This window comes from Rhizobium ruizarguesonis, from assembly GCF_017357285.1.
GTDB lineage: Bacteria > Pseudomonadota > Alphaproteobacteria > Rhizobiales > Rhizobiaceae > Rhizobium > Rhizobium ruizarguesonis.
Window position 1 is genome coordinate 2614425 of the sequence record NZ_CP071678.1, and the last position, 13997, is coordinate 2628421.

Below are 13997 nucleotides of genomic sequence, written 5' to 3' on the forward strand. Positions count from 1 at the left end.
CAACTGTCGCGGGGACGGCCTCGCTCTTCAACAAGGAGAGTCGCATGGCCTGGTTTCTGCTTTTTCTCGCCGGTCTTTTCGAATGTGGTTGGGCGATCGGCCTTAAATATACCGATGGCTTCACCCGCCCGCTGCCGACGGCTCTGACCGTCATATCGATGGTCATCAGCATCGTGCTGCTCGGCCTGGCGGTGAAGCATCTGCCGATCGGCACTGCCTATGCGGTCTGGACCGGCATCGGCACGGTCGGCACCGTATTTCTCGGCATCTGGCTGCTTGGCGATGAGGCAAGTGTCTCCCGTCTTGCCTGCATCACGCTGATTGTCGCCGGCATCGCCGGTCTCAAGCTTACCGCCTGATGTGAGGTTGAGGGGCGTCGCCGACGCCCCTCAGTGTATCGTTCAGGCTGCCTTGCGGTTATCGACGGCAAAAGCGCCGGGACCGGAGAAGAACAGGTAGAGGAAAACGAAGCAGAACAGGATCGCGGCGTCGCCCTGGTTGACGGCTGGGAAGAAGCTGTTCGGGGCATGCGCCATGAAATAGGCAACCGCCATTTCGCCGGCGAGGAGGAAGGCGACAGGGCGCGTCAGCAGGCCGACGAGAATGAGGATACCGCCGATCAGCTCAAGAAGGGCGGCGAAAAGCATCAGCGGCGGCAACGGGCCGGCCATCTGCGCAGCCGGGAAAGCGAAAAGCTTCATCGTGCCGTGTTCGATGAACAGCAGCGCGGTGATGATTCTGAGAGCGGCCAGCCCATAGGGGCGATAGGCAGAAAGACGCTCGAAAGTTGACATTAAACCTCTCCTTTAAAACAATAAGAGTCGAGCGTTAGCCTGTCCTCGGCAAGGATTGAACACACGGATCACTGACGGCCGTTCACATTTTCGACAGTGGCTAAACACCTGACCGAACACTTTTATTCGGCGGCCAGCCGTCAAAGCGGGATGTTGTCGTGTTTCTTCCACGGATTGGCGAGATCCTTATTGCGCAGCATCTTCAGACCGCGCGCTAGCCGCCGGCGGGTCGAGTGCGGCATGATTACCTCATCGACATAACCGCGCTCGGCGGCGACGAACGGTGAGAGAAACCGGTCCTCGTACATTTTCGTATGTGCGGCGATCTTTTCGGGATCGGCGATATCCTTGCGGAAGATGATCTCGACGGCACCCCTGGCGCCCATCACGGCGATCTGCGCCGTCGGCCAGGCATAGTTGAGGTCGCCACGCAGATGCTTCGACGCCATCACGTCATAGGCGCCGCCGAAGGCCTTGCGGGTGATGACGGTGAGTTTCGGAACCGTCGCCTCGGCATAGGCAAAGAGCAGCTTGGCGCCGTGCTTGATGAGGCCGCCATATTCCTGCGCCGTCCCCGGCAGGAAGCCCGGCACGTCGACGAAGGTGACGATCGGAATGTTGAAGCAGTCGCAGAAGCGCACGAAACGGGCCGCCTTGCGCGAGGCGTCGCTGTCGAGAACGCCGGCCAGCACCATCGGCTGGTTGGCCACGAAACCGACGGTGGAGCCTTCGACGCGGCCAAAGCCGCAGACGATATTTCCGGCAAAGCTCGCCTGGATCTCGAAGAAGTCCCCCTCGTCCGCCACCTTCCGGATCAGTTCCTTGATGTCGTAAGGCTTGTTGGAGCTCGCCGGCACCAGCGTATCGAGCGACATGTCGACCTCTGTCACCGACTGGTAACATTCGATCTCGGGCAGCGGCGCGGTATTCGAAAGCGGCAAGAAATCGATCAGCCGGCGTACCTGCAGCAAGGTTTCGACATCATTGTCGTAGGCGCCGTCGGCAATCGACGAGCGCACCGTATGCACGATAGCGCCGCCGAGTTCTTCTGCCGTCACCGTCTCGTTGGTGACGGTTTTCACCACATCGGGACCGGTAACGAACATGTAGGAGGTGTCCCGCACCATGAAGATGAAGTCGGTCATAGCAGGCGAATAGACATCGCCGCCGGCGCAGGGACCCATGATCACCGAGATCTGCGGTATGACGCCGGAGGCGAGCACATTGCGCTGGAATACCTCCGCATAACCGCCGAGAGCCGCCACGCCTTCCTGGATACGGGCGCCGCCCGCATCATAGATACCGACGATCGGCGCGCGGTTCTTCAGCGCCATGTCCTGCACCTTCATGATCTTCTCGGCATGCGCTTCCGATAGCGAGCCGCCGAAGACGGTGAAGTCCTTGGCGAAGACGAACACCGTGCGGCCGTTGACCGTGCCCCAACCGGTGACGACGCCGTCGCCGGCAATCCGGCTCTTATCCATGCCGAAATCGGTGGAGCGGTGTTCGACGAACATGTCGAACTCCTCAAACGAGCCTTCGTCGAGGAAGAGGTCGATCCGCTCGCGCGCCGTCAGCTTGCCGCGCTTGTGCTGGGCGTCGATGCGCGCCTCGCCGCCGCCGAGGCGGGCGATGCCGCGGCGCCGTTCCAGTTCCTCGAGAATTTCCTTCATGCGATCTCCCTCGCCGCTGCGGGCGGCAATCCGGCGGTTAGATTATGCGCTAGACCATGATGCCGAAAAGTGTGCGCGGTTTTCGGACAACATCATGCTCTAACTATTTAGCGCCCGCGCCCGCTGAGCGAGAAAACCGAGCGTATCCTTGCTGCGACGTCCTCGGCCAGGATCTCGTCGGCAAGCTTGGGATCGGCAGCGATGCTGGTCACGTCGAAGGCACTGACGGCGATGACCGAGCCGTCCTCGACCGAGGCCGCGTCGATGCTGATCTTGGCGACGTTGCGGTCCTTCTGGAAGCCGAGGCCCTTTTGGATGGAAACCACGCGGATCGTCAGCACCACCCGCGGCAGCACGGTATCGTGCACGGTGGCGTTGATCGCGGCGTTGACGCGGTCGTTGATGCCAGAAAGCAGCTCGGCCGGCATGTTCGGGCCGGAGAGAACGACGGCACTGCGCACATCATAGACCGGCGCCTCCGGCTTGGTGGCCGAGAGGCTGACGCAGGCCGTGAGCGCGATACAGACGAGTGCGGCCCGGCAAAAACACGACCTCAGCCAATTCATTGCAAAATCCCGCACCACCCCGTTGGAGTCGCAGACTTCGTCATAATGCATTGGAAGGCAATATGTTTCAGGCGCTTAGGGCGAAAAAAACATCCGCTGCGGCTTTGAACTCGGCAAAGCGCTTGGTCCGCCGCTCCTCGGCTTCCTCATCGCTGCCCCAATGCTCGATCGTCCAGTCCTCGTCGAGATGGGCAAGCGACCAGGCCTCCTCAGTCGTCACCCGGCCCTCGGCGAAGGCGAGCGCCAGGATCGCCGAGCCGGTCAGCGTGGTGACTGTGTGGAGCGCTGCAAGCGCCATCGGGCTGTCATATCTGGCGAGCGTGACGGCGAAGGCGGCCGTCGCCTCGCGCGGCTGCTCATGAGGCATCACCCCTTCGACGAGGATGAACCGGGCGCCGAGATCATTCGCCGCCCAGTCGATCACAGGATCCCAGCGCTCGGCTTGGCGCTCGACCAGCAATTCCGGCTCCTCGGCGCGGTAGCAGATGAGGTCGCTGGAGGAAAAGCGCAGGATATCTTCGAAGATCGCCTGCGCATTGGCGGCAACGCCGTCGAGTGCGGTGTTGACGAGCCGCGTCACCGGCATGCTCATAGGATTGATCTCCTCGCCCTGCGCCTGCCATTCGGCAGCGACAAGCCGCGCGAGTGCCTCGGTCGGCACGGCGAGAACCTGCCGTGCCGGCGTGCGCACCATCTTGCCGTCGAGCGTGATCGCAAAGCCGCCCTCGTGTTCGGCAACGGCGACGTCGATATAGAAACGCTTCGGCAGCGGCTTCTTCATCTGGATCTGCGCGCGGCGGATGGGATCGGGATGGCTCAGGCCTTTGGAAAGGTCGTTCAGCAGATCGCGCATGGGCTCACCTCAGGAAAAATGACGCAATATCTCGTTCGGATGGTAGGCGATCGCATCAGCGCCGTTGGCGATCAGCTCATCCACGCTGGCATAGCCCCAGGCAACGCCGATCGCCTTGGCGCCGGCAGCCTTTGCCATCTGCATATCGTAAACCGCATCGCCGATGACAATGGTGTCGGCAGCATTCATGCCAGTTTCATCGCAGCATTCCGTCACCATGGCTGGATGCGGCTTGGAGGGGCAATCGTCGGCGGTGCGTGCGACGATGAAATGCCCGTCGAAACCATGTGTCTCGATCACGAGCTTGAGCCCGCGGCGGGATTTGCCCGTGACGGCGCCGATCAGCAGGTCGTCGCGCCCGCTGATCGCGTCGATCATCTCGCGGATGCCGGGAAACAGCGGTTCCTTGTAATCGAGATCCTGACGCACGATCGAGAACAGCGATTTGTAATGCGCCGTCATGTCGATGTCTTGCTGCTCAACATGCTGCCTGCCCTGCATGCGGGCAATCGCAATATCGAGGGACAGGCCGATAATGGCTTTGGTGTCTTCAAAGCGCGGTTCCGGCCTGCCGAACTTATCGAAGGTCCTGCGCATGGTTTCGTGGATCAGACCGGCACTATCGACCAGTGTGCCATCGCAATCAAAAAGCGCCAGTTTCATTCGGCGTCCCTTTCGGCGCTGGCGAGATCGAGGCCGAGGAGATTCCAGGTCTGCACCATATGCGACGGCAGCGGCGCACTGATGCGCAGGCGCCCACCTGAGGGGTGCGGGATGTCGATGTGACGCGCGTGCAGATGCAGCTTCTTCTGGACGCCGCCTGGAAAATCCCAATTCGGATCGTCGTCGAAATATTTCGGGTCGCCGATGATCGGATGGCCGATATGCAGCGCGTGCACACGCAGCTGATGGGTCCGTCCAGTATAGGGTTCCATCTCCAGCCAGGCGAGGTTCTGGGCGGCGGTTTCGAGCACGCGATAGAAGGAAACGGCGTGATCTGCTCCGTCCTCGCCGTGTTTGGCGATCCGCATGCGGTCGCCATCGATCGTCGGCTCCTTGACGAGCCAGGTCGAGATCTTGTCCTCGTGTTTGCGCGGCACACCTTTGACGAGCGCCCAGTAGGTCTTCTTGGTATCGCGCTCGCGGAAGGCGGCCGTCAACTTCTGTGCTGCGCCGCGCGTGCGGGCGATGACGAGAACACCCGATGTGTCGCGGTCGAGACGGTGAACGAGCCGCGGCTTCTCGCCCTTCGGACTGGTCCAGGCTTCGAGCATCTGGTCGATATGCCTGGCCACACCCGAGCCGCCCTGCACCGCAAGACCAGGAGGCTTGTTGAGCACGATTACCTTTTCGTCCTCATGCAGCACCATACGCGATAGCAGCTCGAAATCCGTCGAATGCTTGAGATCCTTGCCGGCGATCGGTCCGGATTTCAGCTTCGCATCGACGTCGAGCGGCGGCACGCGCACCGTCTGGCCGGGCTGCACGCGCGCATCCGATTTGACACGTCCGCCGTCGACGCGCACCTGTCCGGAGCGCAGCAGCTTCTGAAGCGGACCGAAGCCAAGCCCCGGAAAGTGCACCTTGAACCAGCGGTCGAGCCGCATGCCCGCCTCGTCAGGTTCAATCTTGATATGTTCTATGCCAGCCATAAGAAATCTTTCGGAAATTGCAGCGCAGGCCGAGCCGGCGTTCTTGCCGCAGCCTTTAGAGCATTTTCACGCAAAACGGAAACCGGAATCGAAATCAGGCCAAAGCGCGCATGGTGGCGAGCCCGGCGATGACGGCCGCCATCGAAAATCCGACGCTCGCAGCGATATAAATGCCGCCGGCGACAGTCTCGCCGCGCTCGAACAGCGAGATGGCGTCCAGCGAGAAGGCCGAGAAGGTAGTGAAGCCGCCAAGGAAGCCGGTGATCAGCAGGAGGCGCAATTCCACCGAGGCGTTGAACTTCCGCGCGATCAACTCGGCGAAGACGCCGATGACGAAGCAGCCGACGACATTGACGGCAAGCGTGCCCCAGGGGAATGCCGGCCCCATCAGTCTCAGCGCCCACTGGCCGACATAATACCTGAGAACGGAACCGATAGCGCCGCCGAAGGCGACAAGGAGAGCCTGGATCATGAGCCGGATTTACCGCGTTGCGAAAGTGATTCCAATCGAGCTCATATGAATTCTTACCATTTTGTAAAATGCCAATGATTTTCTTATGAGGGCACCAAGATCATGCCGATACAGTGACTGGCATGACCCAGCTCCTGTCCGTATCGGCCAACACCGCCGCCATTGCTTTCGAGTCGCTCCGAATCCCGCAGCGTGTCGCGACGAGCACTGCGGCGCGCGACGCACGGCGCGTGGCCGACCGGCAGTTGAAGGCCGAAGGCACTGAGGAAATAGACGAGCCCTCCAGCATCATCCAGTCGACCGAAGTGGCACTCGACCTGATGGCCAAGGGCAACCGCCAGCCGCAGGCCGGCCTGAAACAGGCGCTCCGATCCTACGAAGATTTCTGAGGCGATCGCCTTCCAAACGAAAGCCCGCGACTGCGATGACAGTCGCGGGCTTTTTTGTTTTAACGACGGCGCCGCGCGTCTTTTCAGACGCGCAAAGGACGCTGTAGCACTTTGAATCGCTGCTCTCACTTGCCCTGGGCGGAGAGCACCTGCAGGACCAGATCGACCTTGCCGGCCTTTTCGAAGGTCAGCGTCACAGGCACCGTGTCGCCCTGCTTGAACGGCGTCTTCACCTTCTGGAACATCAGATGCAGGTTGCCGGGCTCAAGCTTGATCGTCTCGCCCGCGGCGATGGCGATACCGTCCTTCAGCTGGCGCATCCGCATGACGTTATCCTTGGTCTCCATCTCGTGGATCTGAACATCGCCTGATACAGGCGACGTCACCGACAGCAAGCGATCGTCCGTCTTGCCGTTGTTTTTCACCGTGAAAAAGCCGCCGCCGACCGGCTGGCCGGGCAGCATTGCCTTGGCGAACCCGCCGGAGATTTCGAGATCGCCGGCCTTGACCGTTTCGCCAGCCGGTGTAGCAGCGCCCATGCCCGCCGTCCCGCTCATGTTCATACCGGACATGTCCATGCCGGCCATATCGTCATGGTCGTGACCGTGGTCTTCGCCGGCCACGACCTTCAAGAGCGGTGCCGGGCTCTTCAGCCCATGCGCATCGCCGCCTTCTTTTGCCACCTGGTCCCAGGCCGTGACCATATCGCCGCACATCTGCGTCACCGGAAAGGCGAGCGAGGTGCCGGCCTCGACGCCCGATACTTTACCCTGGATGACGAAGGTGTCGTAGAAATCGTCGGAGAGATTGCCGTTCTTCCAGCGCACTTCGATCGCGCCCTTGTTCACCTTGTCGCCGTGATTGTCGTAGGTCTTCTGATAGTCGCCCTTGATCACCTCGAGCTCCCAGCCGGCCTTCGGCTGCGGTTTGGCGAAGACGAAGCCTTCCGGCAGCTTGACCCGCACTTCCGTGGTCGCCTTGCCGTCGCAGCCATGCGGCACCTGCAGCGTGGCGAGAATGGTGCTCTCCAGCTTCGCCTCTCTGTCGAGGAATGTCACATGGGCCTCGGCGCCGGCAAAGGCGGTTGCGGAAAGAAGGGCGGCAAGCCCTAGGGTTTTGCCAAATGTCTTGATGGTCTTCATCGGATATCTCCTCGCCGGCCGCGGCATTTTCTCGGGCGGACCGGCATGCTGAATCATAGGCGGTGGAGGAAGATCAGACGAGGGTGGGAGGCGCGCGCGAATTCGGCCGCCAGACGGCGCTTGCGCCTGAAACGGCTGATGTTTCGATCGGCGCGTTGATCAGCGAAGTGAGTTCGCGCTCGAGCCAGGAGTCCGCATCCGGCGTCGGCAGGATGACGGAGGCAGACAACCGGCAGGCTTCGCAATTCGGCTTGAAGGCGATGGTCTTGCCGTCGGCATCCTTCACCGTGACGCAGAGCGAGGCGAAGGTGCCGTCGGGCAGCACATAGGCCGCGGCATCGTAGCCTTCGGCGGCGACAGCCTGCGGCGCCTGATGGGCAAGGCCGAGCAAAAGCAGGCTCAATGCGCAAAGCATGCGCAGGAAGAGCGTCGCTTTCAGTCCGGTCTGCCGCATGAGATCCCCTTCAACAGAAGGCCGCGATAGCCGGTTTTAGCACGGAATGCAAAAGCAGATTTGCCTGAGATCAACGCTTGCTGGGAATAAGGCGACAAAAATTTGCCCGGTCACGACATTTGGCCTTGCCAAGTGCTGCACCCGCCGGATAATTGCGCCAACCTTGTTGGGAGAAGCCGGTGCTTTCGCCACCGGTGCCGAAGGAGCAACCGCCCCGGAAACTCTCAGGCAAAAGGACCAGCAAGGGGCAGACGGAACTCTGGAGAGAAGCGTTCTCGAAACGCTCGCCGAAGGGATAACAATCTCAGGCACAGGGACAGAGGGGGCTCAGGAGAGAAGTGCGCAGCCGCGCCTTCAGATTTGAGCCCGCGCCTTCGTGAAGAAGGCGCAAACCCCGGAGGCGTCTTTTGGACGATACTGCTGCCCTGAAGAAAACCCCGCTGCATGCCCTGCATCTCCAGCTCGGCGCCCGCATGGTGCCGTTCGCTGGTTACGACATGCCGGTGCAATATCCCTTGGGCGTGATGAAGGAACATCTTCATACCCGCGCCGAAGCAGGCCTCTTCGATGTCTCCCATATGGGCCAGGTCATCGTGAAGGCGAAGTCGGGCAGCTACGAGGATGCCGCATTGGCGCTCGAAAGCCTGGTGCCCGTCGATATCCTTGGTCTTGCCGAAGGCCGCCAGCGCTACGGCTTCTTCACCGACGACACCGGCTGCATTCTCGACGACCTGATGATCGCCCATCTCGACGAGCACCTCTTCGTCGTTGTCAACGCCGCCTGCAAGGAGGCCGATGTCGCCCATCTCCAGGCCCATATCGGCGACCAATGCGACATCACCGTTCTCGATCGCGCTCTGATCGCGCTGCAGGGACCACGAGCGGTTTCGGTTCTTGCCGAACTCTGGGCTGATGTCGCAGCGATGAAATTCATGGACGTGCGCCACTGCCGCCTGCACGACGTTTCCTGTCTGGTCTCTCGCTCCGGCTACAGCGGCGAGGATGGCTTCGAAATCTCGATCCCATCAGACAAGGCAGTTGATGTCACCATGCGGTTGCTCGAACATCCAGACGTCCAGGCGATCGGCCTCGGCGCCCGCGATTCGCTGCGCCTCGAAGCCGGCCTCTGCCTCTACGGCAACGATATCGACACGACCACCTCGCCGGTCGAGGCAGCACTCGAATGGGCCATGCAGAAGGCAAGGCGTGGCAACGGTGCGCGCGCCGGCGGCTTCCCGGGCTCCGGCCGCATCCTGTCCGAACTCGAAAACGGCGCCGCACGCCGCCGCGTCGGCCTGAAGCCGGAAGGCAAGGCGCCGGTGCGCGGCCATGCCAAGCTCTATGCCGATGCTGAGGGCAAGGTCGAAATCGGCGAAGTCACCTCAGGCGGCTTCGGTCCCAGCGTCGAAGGCCCCGTCGCCATGGGTTACGTGCCGGTCTCCCACGCTGCGCCAGGCACGCTCGTCTACGCCGAGGTGCGCGGCAAATATCTGCCGATCACCGTCAGCGCCCTGCCCTTCGTCACACCGACCTACAAACGCTAAACCTTTTCCAGAGAGGACGAACAATGCTGAAATTTACCGAAGAACACGAATGGCTGAAGATCGAAGGCGGCGTTGCGACGGTCGGCATCACCAACTATGCCGTCGATCAGCTCGGCGACCTGGTTTTCGTCGAGCTGCCGGAAGTCGGCGCGACCTTCTCCAAGAACGGTAATGCCGCGACCGTTGAATCCGTCAAGGCTGCTTCCGACGTCTATTGTCCGCTTGATGGCGAGATCACCGAGGTCAATCCGGCCATCGTTGCAGATCCGTCGCTGGTCAATTCCGATCCTCAGGGCGCCGGCTGGTTCTTCAAGCTGAAGCTTGCAAATGCTGCCGACGCCGACGGCCTGCTCGACGAGGCGGCCTACAAGGAGCTCACTGCGTAATGACGACGCCGACAGAATTCCAGTTCACCGACTATCAGCCCTACGATTTCGCCAATCGCCGTCATATCGGCCCCTCGCCGGCCGAGATGACCGACATGCTGAAGGTGATCGGCTATAATAGCCTCGATGGCCTGATCGACGCGACGTTGCCGCCCTCGATCCGCCAGAAGGAGCCGCTCGTCTGGGGCGCCCCGATGACCGAGCGCGAGGCGCTCGACAAGCTGCGCGAGACCGCCAACAAGAACAAGGTGCTGGTCTCGCTGATCGGCCAGGGTTATTACGGCACGATCACGCCGCCTGTCATCCAGCGCAACATCCTGGAAAACCCCGCCTGGTACACCGCCTATACGCCTTATCAGCCGGAGATCAGCCAGGGCCGCCTGGAAGCGCTCCTGAACTACCAGACGATGATCTGCGACCTCACCGGCCTCGATGTCGCCAACGCCTCGCTGCTCGACGAGGCAACCGCTGCCGCCGAAGGCATGGCGATCGCCGAGCGCGTCGCCAAGTCGAACGCCAGGGCCTTCTTCGTCGATGCCGACTGCCATCCGCAGACCATCGCCCTCATCCGCACCCGCGCCGAGCCGCTCGGCTGGAACGTCATCGTCGGCAATCCCTTCACCGATCTCGATCCTGTCGACGTCTTCGGCGCAATCTTCCAGTATCCCGGCACGCACGGTCACGTGCATGATTTCACCGGCCTGATCTCGCGCCTGCACCAGACCGGCGCCGTCGCCGTGGTCGCCGCCGATATCCTGGCGCTGACGCTGCTGAAATCGCCCGGCGAAATGGGCGCCGATATCGCCGTCGGCTCCTCGCAGCGCTTCGGTGTCCCGGTCGGCTACGGCGGCCCGCACGCAGCCTACATGTCGGTCAAGGATGCCATCAAACGCTCGATGCCCGGCCGCCTCGTCGGCGTTTCCGTCGATGCCCGCGGCAACCGCGCCTATCGCCTGTCGCTGCAGACCCGCGAACAGCATATCCGCCGCGAGAAGGCGACGTCGAACATCTGCACCGCCCAGGTGCTGCTGGCCGTCATGGCCTCGATGTACGCCGTTTTCCACGGCCCGAAGGGCATCAAGGCGATCGCCCAGCAGGTGCACCAGAAAGCCGTGCTGATGGCCAAGGGGCTGGAAAAGCTCGGTTACAAGGTCGAACCCGACACTTTCTTCGACACGATCACCGTCGATGTCGGCCACATGCAGGGCCTCATCCTGCGTGCCGCCGTCGCCGAAGGCGTCAATCTGCGCAAGGTCGGCGAAACCAAAATCGGCATGAGCCTCGACGAACGCACCCGGCCGGCGACGCTCGAAGCCGTCTGGCGCGCCTTCGGCGGCAATTTCACCATTGCCGATTTCGAGCCTTCCTACCGCCTGCCGAAGGGCCTACTTCGGACCAGCGATTACCTCACCCATCCGATCTTCCACATGAACCGCGCCGAAAGCGAGATGACGCGTTACATCCGCCGGCTCTCCGATCGCGATCTGGCGCTCGACCGCTCGATGATCCCGCTCGGCTCCTGCACGATGAAGCTCAATGCGACGGCGGAAATGCTGCCGATCACCTGGCCGGAATTTTCCGACATCCATCCGTTCGTGCCGGCCGACCAGGCGCTCGGCTACCGCGAGATGATCGACGACCTGATCGAAAAGCTCTGCGCCGTCACTGGCTACGACGCCTTCTCCATGCAGCCGAATTCCGGCGCGCAGGGCGAATATGCCGGCCTGCTGACGATCCGCAACTATCATATCGCCAATGGTGATACCCATCGCGACGTCTGCCTGATCCCGACCTCGGCACACGGCACCAACCCGGCCTCGGCACAGATGGTCGGTATGAAGGTGGTCGTCGTCAAGGTGCGTGAAAACGGCGACATTGATCTCGACGATTTCCGCGCCAAGGCGGAGCAGTATGCCGAGAACCTCGCCTGCTGCATGATCACCTACCCTTCGACGCACGGCGTCTTCGAGGAGACCGTCAAGGAAATCTGCGATCTGGTGCATGAGCATGGCGGCCAAGTCTATCTCGACGGCGCCAACATGAATGCCATGGTCGGCTTGTCCCGCCCCGGTGACATCGGCTCCGACGTTTCGCACTTGAACCTTCACAAGACCTTCTGCATTCCGCATGGCGGCGGCGGACCCGGCATGGGCCCGATCGGCGTCAAGGCGCATCTGGCCCCCTACCTGCCAGGCCATCCCGAAACCGACGGCCGTTCGGGTGCGGTTTCAGCCGCCGCCTTCGGCTCGGCCTCGATCCTGCCGATCTCCTGGAGCTATTGCCTGATGATGGGCGGCGAAGGGCTGACGCAGGCGACCAAGGTGGCGATCCTCAACGCCAACTATATCGCCGCCCGGCTGAAGGGCGCCTATGACGTGCTCTACAAGTCGGAGACCGGCCGCGTCGCGCATGAATGCATCATCGACACCCGTCCGCTGGTCGACAGCTCGGGCGTCACGGTCGACGACGTCGCCAAGCGGCTGATCGACTGCGGCTTCCATGCGCCGACCATGAGCTGGCCGGTCGCCGGCACGCTGATGATCGAGCCGACAGAAAGCGAGACCAAGGCCGAACTCGACCGTTTCTGCGAGGCGATGCTGGCGATCCGCGAGGAAGCCCGCGCCATCGAGGATGGCCGGATGGACAAGGTGAACAACCCGCTGAAGAACGCCCCGCACACGGTGGAAGATCTCGTCGGTGATTGGGATCGCCCCTACTCGCGCGAACAAGCCTGCTTCCCGCCCGGCGCCTTCCGCGTCGACAAATACTGGTCCCCGGTCAACCGCGTCGACAACGTCTATGGCGACCGCAACCTGATCTGCACCTGCCCGCCGGTGGAAAGCTACGCCGAGGCGGCTGAGTAGCGGTCAAGCCTGGTGCAGCGAAGGGCCGAGCAACCCAAGCCCCTTCCCTCATGGGAGGGGCTTTCCTAATTCTGATAGACATGCGCGGCTGACCTTACTCTCTAACCGTCTATCGAAGCTCCGTTCGTCTGCGAACGTCATTTCTGGCATAACACGCTACGCCCCGCGTAGCTCAACGTAGAGCAGCTGTCTGGTTAGCAGCCGATCCAGGCTCAATTCCTCGGCAGGGGCACCAGTTTCCCAGTTCCCCTGCTCTCTATCCGCGTCGAAGCGTGCCGGTTTACGGCCTAGGAAGTGTGGACTCTTGAGATTCCCAAATCAGCTTCGGTCTGATTCAATGCTGTCTTTTGGAGGCAGCCATGGGTGTTCTGGACCGTTTGATTCTTCGGGATGACCAGTGGGAGCGGATGTCGTCTCATATCATTGGCGATGATCGCACGCGCGGTTCGTCTGGACGTGACAATCGAATGTTTCTGGAAGCAGTCCTGTGGATCGTGCGGACGGGTTCGCCCTGGCGCGATCTGCCGGATGTGTTTGGTGATTGGAACAGTGTGTTTCGTCGCTTCAGTCGCTGGAGTCGGAAAGGCGTCTGGTGGCGTCTCTTCGAAGCGATGTCGGATGATAACGACTTCGAATATCTGATCGTCGACAGCACCATCATTCGCGCCCATCAGCACGCCTCGGGCGCAAAAAAGGGGCTGAAGATCAGGCCCTTGGCCGTTCTCGCGGCGGCCTGAGCACCAAAATCCATCTGGCGGTGCGTGGCCTTGGATGTCCTGTTGGTTTCCTGCTGACCGCCGGCCAGAAAGGCGATGCACCGCAAGCCGATGCCTTGATCAAAGAGCTGCCAGCCGATGTCGTCATGGCCGATACTGCTTACGACAGCGATCGGCTACGCAAAGTCATTGCCGACAAAGGAGCGCAAGCGGTCATCCCAAACAATCCATCACGCGCCCGAAAATATCCGATCGACAAGCAACTCTATGCCCAGCGTCATCTGATCGAGTGCTGCTTCTCCAAGCTCAAACAATTTCGACGCATCGCCACGCGATATGAGAAAACCGCCCGAAACTATCGGGCAATGATCGCAATCGCCGCAACGATCCTATGGCTCAGGTAACTGTCCACAGATCCTAGAACAGGATGATTTTAGGCCGGTCGGCCTAAAATCTGAATCCCGTTCTACATTATATAGTTAGAGTATGATG

The 13997-nt window shown here is 61.4% G+C and carries 14 protein-coding genes, 1 tRNA gene, 1 pseudogene and 1 riboswitch; of the genes and pseudogenes, 7 read left to right on the forward strand and 9 right to left on the reverse strand.

The genetic code is table 11. The annotated features are described in order from the left end of the window. Positions 1 to 44: 44 nt before the first annotated feature. On the forward strand, positions 45 to 359 hold the full coding sequence (gene sugE, locus J3P73_RS13010; RefSeq protein ID WP_130664648.1) for a quaternary ammonium compound efflux SMR transporter SugE: 315 nt from the start codon (positions 45 to 47) through the stop codon (positions 357 to 359). A 42-nt stretch (positions 360 to 401) separates the two neighbouring features. Here the strand turns inward: sugE and J3P73_RS13015 are convergent, their stop codons facing one another. The 7 genes from J3P73_RS13015 to crcB form a co-directional block, all read right to left on the reverse strand. Next, complete coding sequence (locus tag J3P73_RS13015; RefSeq protein WP_003559672.1) at positions 402 to 794, reverse strand: DoxX family protein; 393 nt, start codon at positions 792 to 794, stop codon at positions 402 to 404. A gap of 140 nt (positions 795 to 934) precedes the next feature. Then, complete coding sequence (locus tag J3P73_RS13020) at positions 935 to 2467, reverse strand: acyl-CoA carboxylase subunit beta (RefSeq protein WP_018072209.1); 1533 nt, start codon at positions 2465 to 2467, stop codon at positions 935 to 937. 107 nt (positions 2468 to 2574) lie between these two features. Continuing rightward, complete coding sequence (locus J3P73_RS13025; RefSeq protein WP_020397551.1) at positions 2575 to 3033, reverse strand: calponin homology domain-containing protein; 459 nt, start codon at positions 3031 to 3033, stop codon at positions 2575 to 2577. Between the two features lie 67 nt (positions 3034 to 3100). Then, a complete protein-coding gene (locus J3P73_RS13030) occupies positions 3101 to 3886 on the reverse strand; it encodes an ATP12 family chaperone protein (protein WP_130691836.1) in 786 nt (261 codons plus the stop codon). Positions 3887 to 3895: 9 nt separating this feature from the next. Further along, positions 3896 to 4549 (reverse strand): HAD-IA family hydrolase, encoded by a 654-nt coding sequence (locus J3P73_RS13035; RefSeq protein ID WP_130691838.1) that lies wholly within the window; start codon positions 4547 to 4549, stop codon positions 3896 to 3898. Further along, positions 4546 to 5538 carry an RluA family pseudouridine synthase gene (locus J3P73_RS13040; protein ID WP_018072213.1) on the reverse strand — a complete coding sequence of 331 codons (993 nt, stop codon included), beginning with the start codon at positions 5536 to 5538 and terminating at the stop codon, positions 4546 to 4548. The genes J3P73_RS13035 and J3P73_RS13040 overlap by 4 nt, the downstream gene beginning before the upstream one ends. Before the next feature lie 94 nt (positions 5539 to 5632). Beyond that, the gene (crcB, locus tag J3P73_RS13045) at positions 5633 to 6010 is read right to left on the reverse strand and encodes a fluoride efflux transporter CrcB (RefSeq protein WP_018485897.1); all 378 of its coding nucleotides are present in this window, start codon (positions 6008 to 6010) and stop codon (positions 5633 to 5635) included. Positions 6011 to 6132: 122 nt separating this feature from the next. On the opposite strand from crcB, the gene J3P73_RS13050 reads away from it, so the two are divergent. Beyond that, the gene (locus tag J3P73_RS13050; RefSeq protein WP_024321788.1) at positions 6133 to 6399 is read left to right on the forward strand and encodes a hypothetical protein; all 267 of its coding nucleotides are present in this window, start codon (positions 6133 to 6135) and stop codon (positions 6397 to 6399) included. A gap of 125 nt (positions 6400 to 6524) precedes the next feature. Here J3P73_RS13050 and J3P73_RS13055 read toward each other — a convergent pair whose 3' ends face one another. Both J3P73_RS13055 and J3P73_RS13060 read right to left on the reverse strand, forming a co-directional pair. Continuing rightward, positions 6525 to 7541, reverse strand: coding sequence for a DUF1775 domain-containing protein (locus tag J3P73_RS13055; protein ID WP_130664650.1), 1017 nt, complete (start codon positions 7539 to 7541; stop codon positions 6525 to 6527). Positions 7542 to 7614: 73 nt separating this feature from the next. Continuing rightward, entirely contained in the window at positions 7615 to 7995 is a 381-nt protein-coding gene (locus tag J3P73_RS13060) for a hypothetical protein (RefSeq protein ID WP_018072217.1), read from the reverse strand. A gap of 157 nt (positions 7996 to 8152) precedes the next feature. Next, a riboswitch (glycine riboswitch) is annotated at positions 8153 to 8245 on the forward strand. 157 nt (positions 8246 to 8402) lie between these two features. On the opposite strand from J3P73_RS13060, the gene gcvT reads away from it, so the two are divergent. The 5 genes and pseudogenes from gcvT (at position 8403) to J3P73_RS13085 (ending at position 13909) form a co-directional block, all read left to right on the forward strand. Beyond that, on the forward strand, positions 8403 to 9539 hold the full coding sequence (gene gcvT, locus J3P73_RS13065; protein WP_018072219.1) for a glycine cleavage system aminomethyltransferase GcvT: 1137 nt from the start codon (positions 8403 to 8405) through the stop codon (positions 9537 to 9539). 23 nt (positions 9540 to 9562) lie between these two features. Further along, the gene (gcvH, locus tag J3P73_RS13070; protein WP_017964444.1) at positions 9563 to 9925 is read left to right on the forward strand and encodes a glycine cleavage system protein GcvH; all 363 of its coding nucleotides are present in this window, start codon (positions 9563 to 9565) and stop codon (positions 9923 to 9925) included. Beyond that, positions 9925 to 12789 (forward strand): aminomethyl-transferring glycine dehydrogenase, encoded by a 2865-nt coding sequence (gene gcvP, locus J3P73_RS13075; RefSeq protein WP_130691840.1) that lies wholly within the window; start codon positions 9925 to 9927, stop codon positions 12787 to 12789. The genes gcvH and gcvP overlap by 1 nt, the downstream gene beginning before the upstream one ends. A gap of 160 nt (positions 12790 to 12949) precedes the next feature. Further along, positions 12950 to 13024, forward strand: a tRNA-Thr gene (locus J3P73_RS13080). A gap of 172 nt (positions 13025 to 13196) precedes the next feature. Next, a pseudogene (locus J3P73_RS13085) lies at positions 13197 to 13909 on the forward strand (IS5 family transposase). Positions 13910 to 13997: the final 88 nt, after the last annotated feature.

What these genes read in the sequence shown, in the direction of transcription:
- sugE (WP_130664648.1), top strand. Translation starts at nt 45, where the DNA reads ATGGCCTGGTTTCTGCTTTTTCTCGCCGGTCTTTTCGAATGTGGTTGG.
- J3P73_RS13015 (WP_003559672.1), bottom strand. Translation starts at nt 794, where the DNA reads ATGTCAACTTTCGAGCGTCTTTCTGCCTATCGCCCCTATGGGCTGGCC.
- J3P73_RS13020 (WP_018072209.1), bottom strand. Translation starts at nt 2,467, where the DNA reads ATGAAGGAAATTCTCGAGGAACTGGAACGGCGCCGCGGCATCGCCCGC.
- J3P73_RS13025 (WP_020397551.1), bottom strand. Translation starts at nt 3,033, where the DNA reads ATGAATTGGCTGAGGTCGTGTTTTTGCCGGGCCGCACTCGTCTGTATC.
- J3P73_RS13030 (WP_130691836.1), bottom strand. Translation starts at nt 3,886, where the DNA reads ATGCGCGATCTGCTGAACGACCTTTCCAAAGGCCTGAGCCATCCCGAT.
- J3P73_RS13035 (WP_130691838.1), bottom strand. Translation starts at nt 4,549, where the DNA reads ATGAAACTGGCGCTTTTTGATTGCGATGGCACACTGGTCGATAGTGCC.
- J3P73_RS13040 (WP_018072213.1), bottom strand. Translation starts at nt 5,538, where the DNA reads ATGGCTGGCATAGAACATATCAAGATTGAACCTGACGAGGCGGGCATG.
- crcB (WP_018485897.1), bottom strand. Translation starts at nt 6,010, where the DNA reads ATGATCCAGGCTCTCCTTGTCGCCTTCGGCGGCGCTATCGGTTCCGTT.
- J3P73_RS13050 (WP_024321788.1), top strand. Translation starts at nt 6,133, where the DNA reads ATGACCCAGCTCCTGTCCGTATCGGCCAACACCGCCGCCATTGCTTTC.
- J3P73_RS13055 (WP_130664650.1), bottom strand. Translation starts at nt 7,541, where the DNA reads ATGAAGACCATCAAGACATTTGGCAAAACCCTAGGGCTTGCCGCCCTT.
- J3P73_RS13060 (WP_018072217.1), bottom strand. Translation starts at nt 7,995, where the DNA reads ATGCGGCAGACCGGACTGAAAGCGACGCTCTTCCTGCGCATGCTTTGC.
- gcvH (WP_017964444.1), top strand. Translation starts at nt 9,563, where the DNA reads ATGCTGAAATTTACCGAAGAACACGAATGGCTGAAGATCGAAGGCGGC.
- gcvP (WP_130691840.1), top strand. Translation starts at nt 9,925, where the DNA reads ATGACGACGCCGACAGAATTCCAGTTCACCGACTATCAGCCCTACGAT.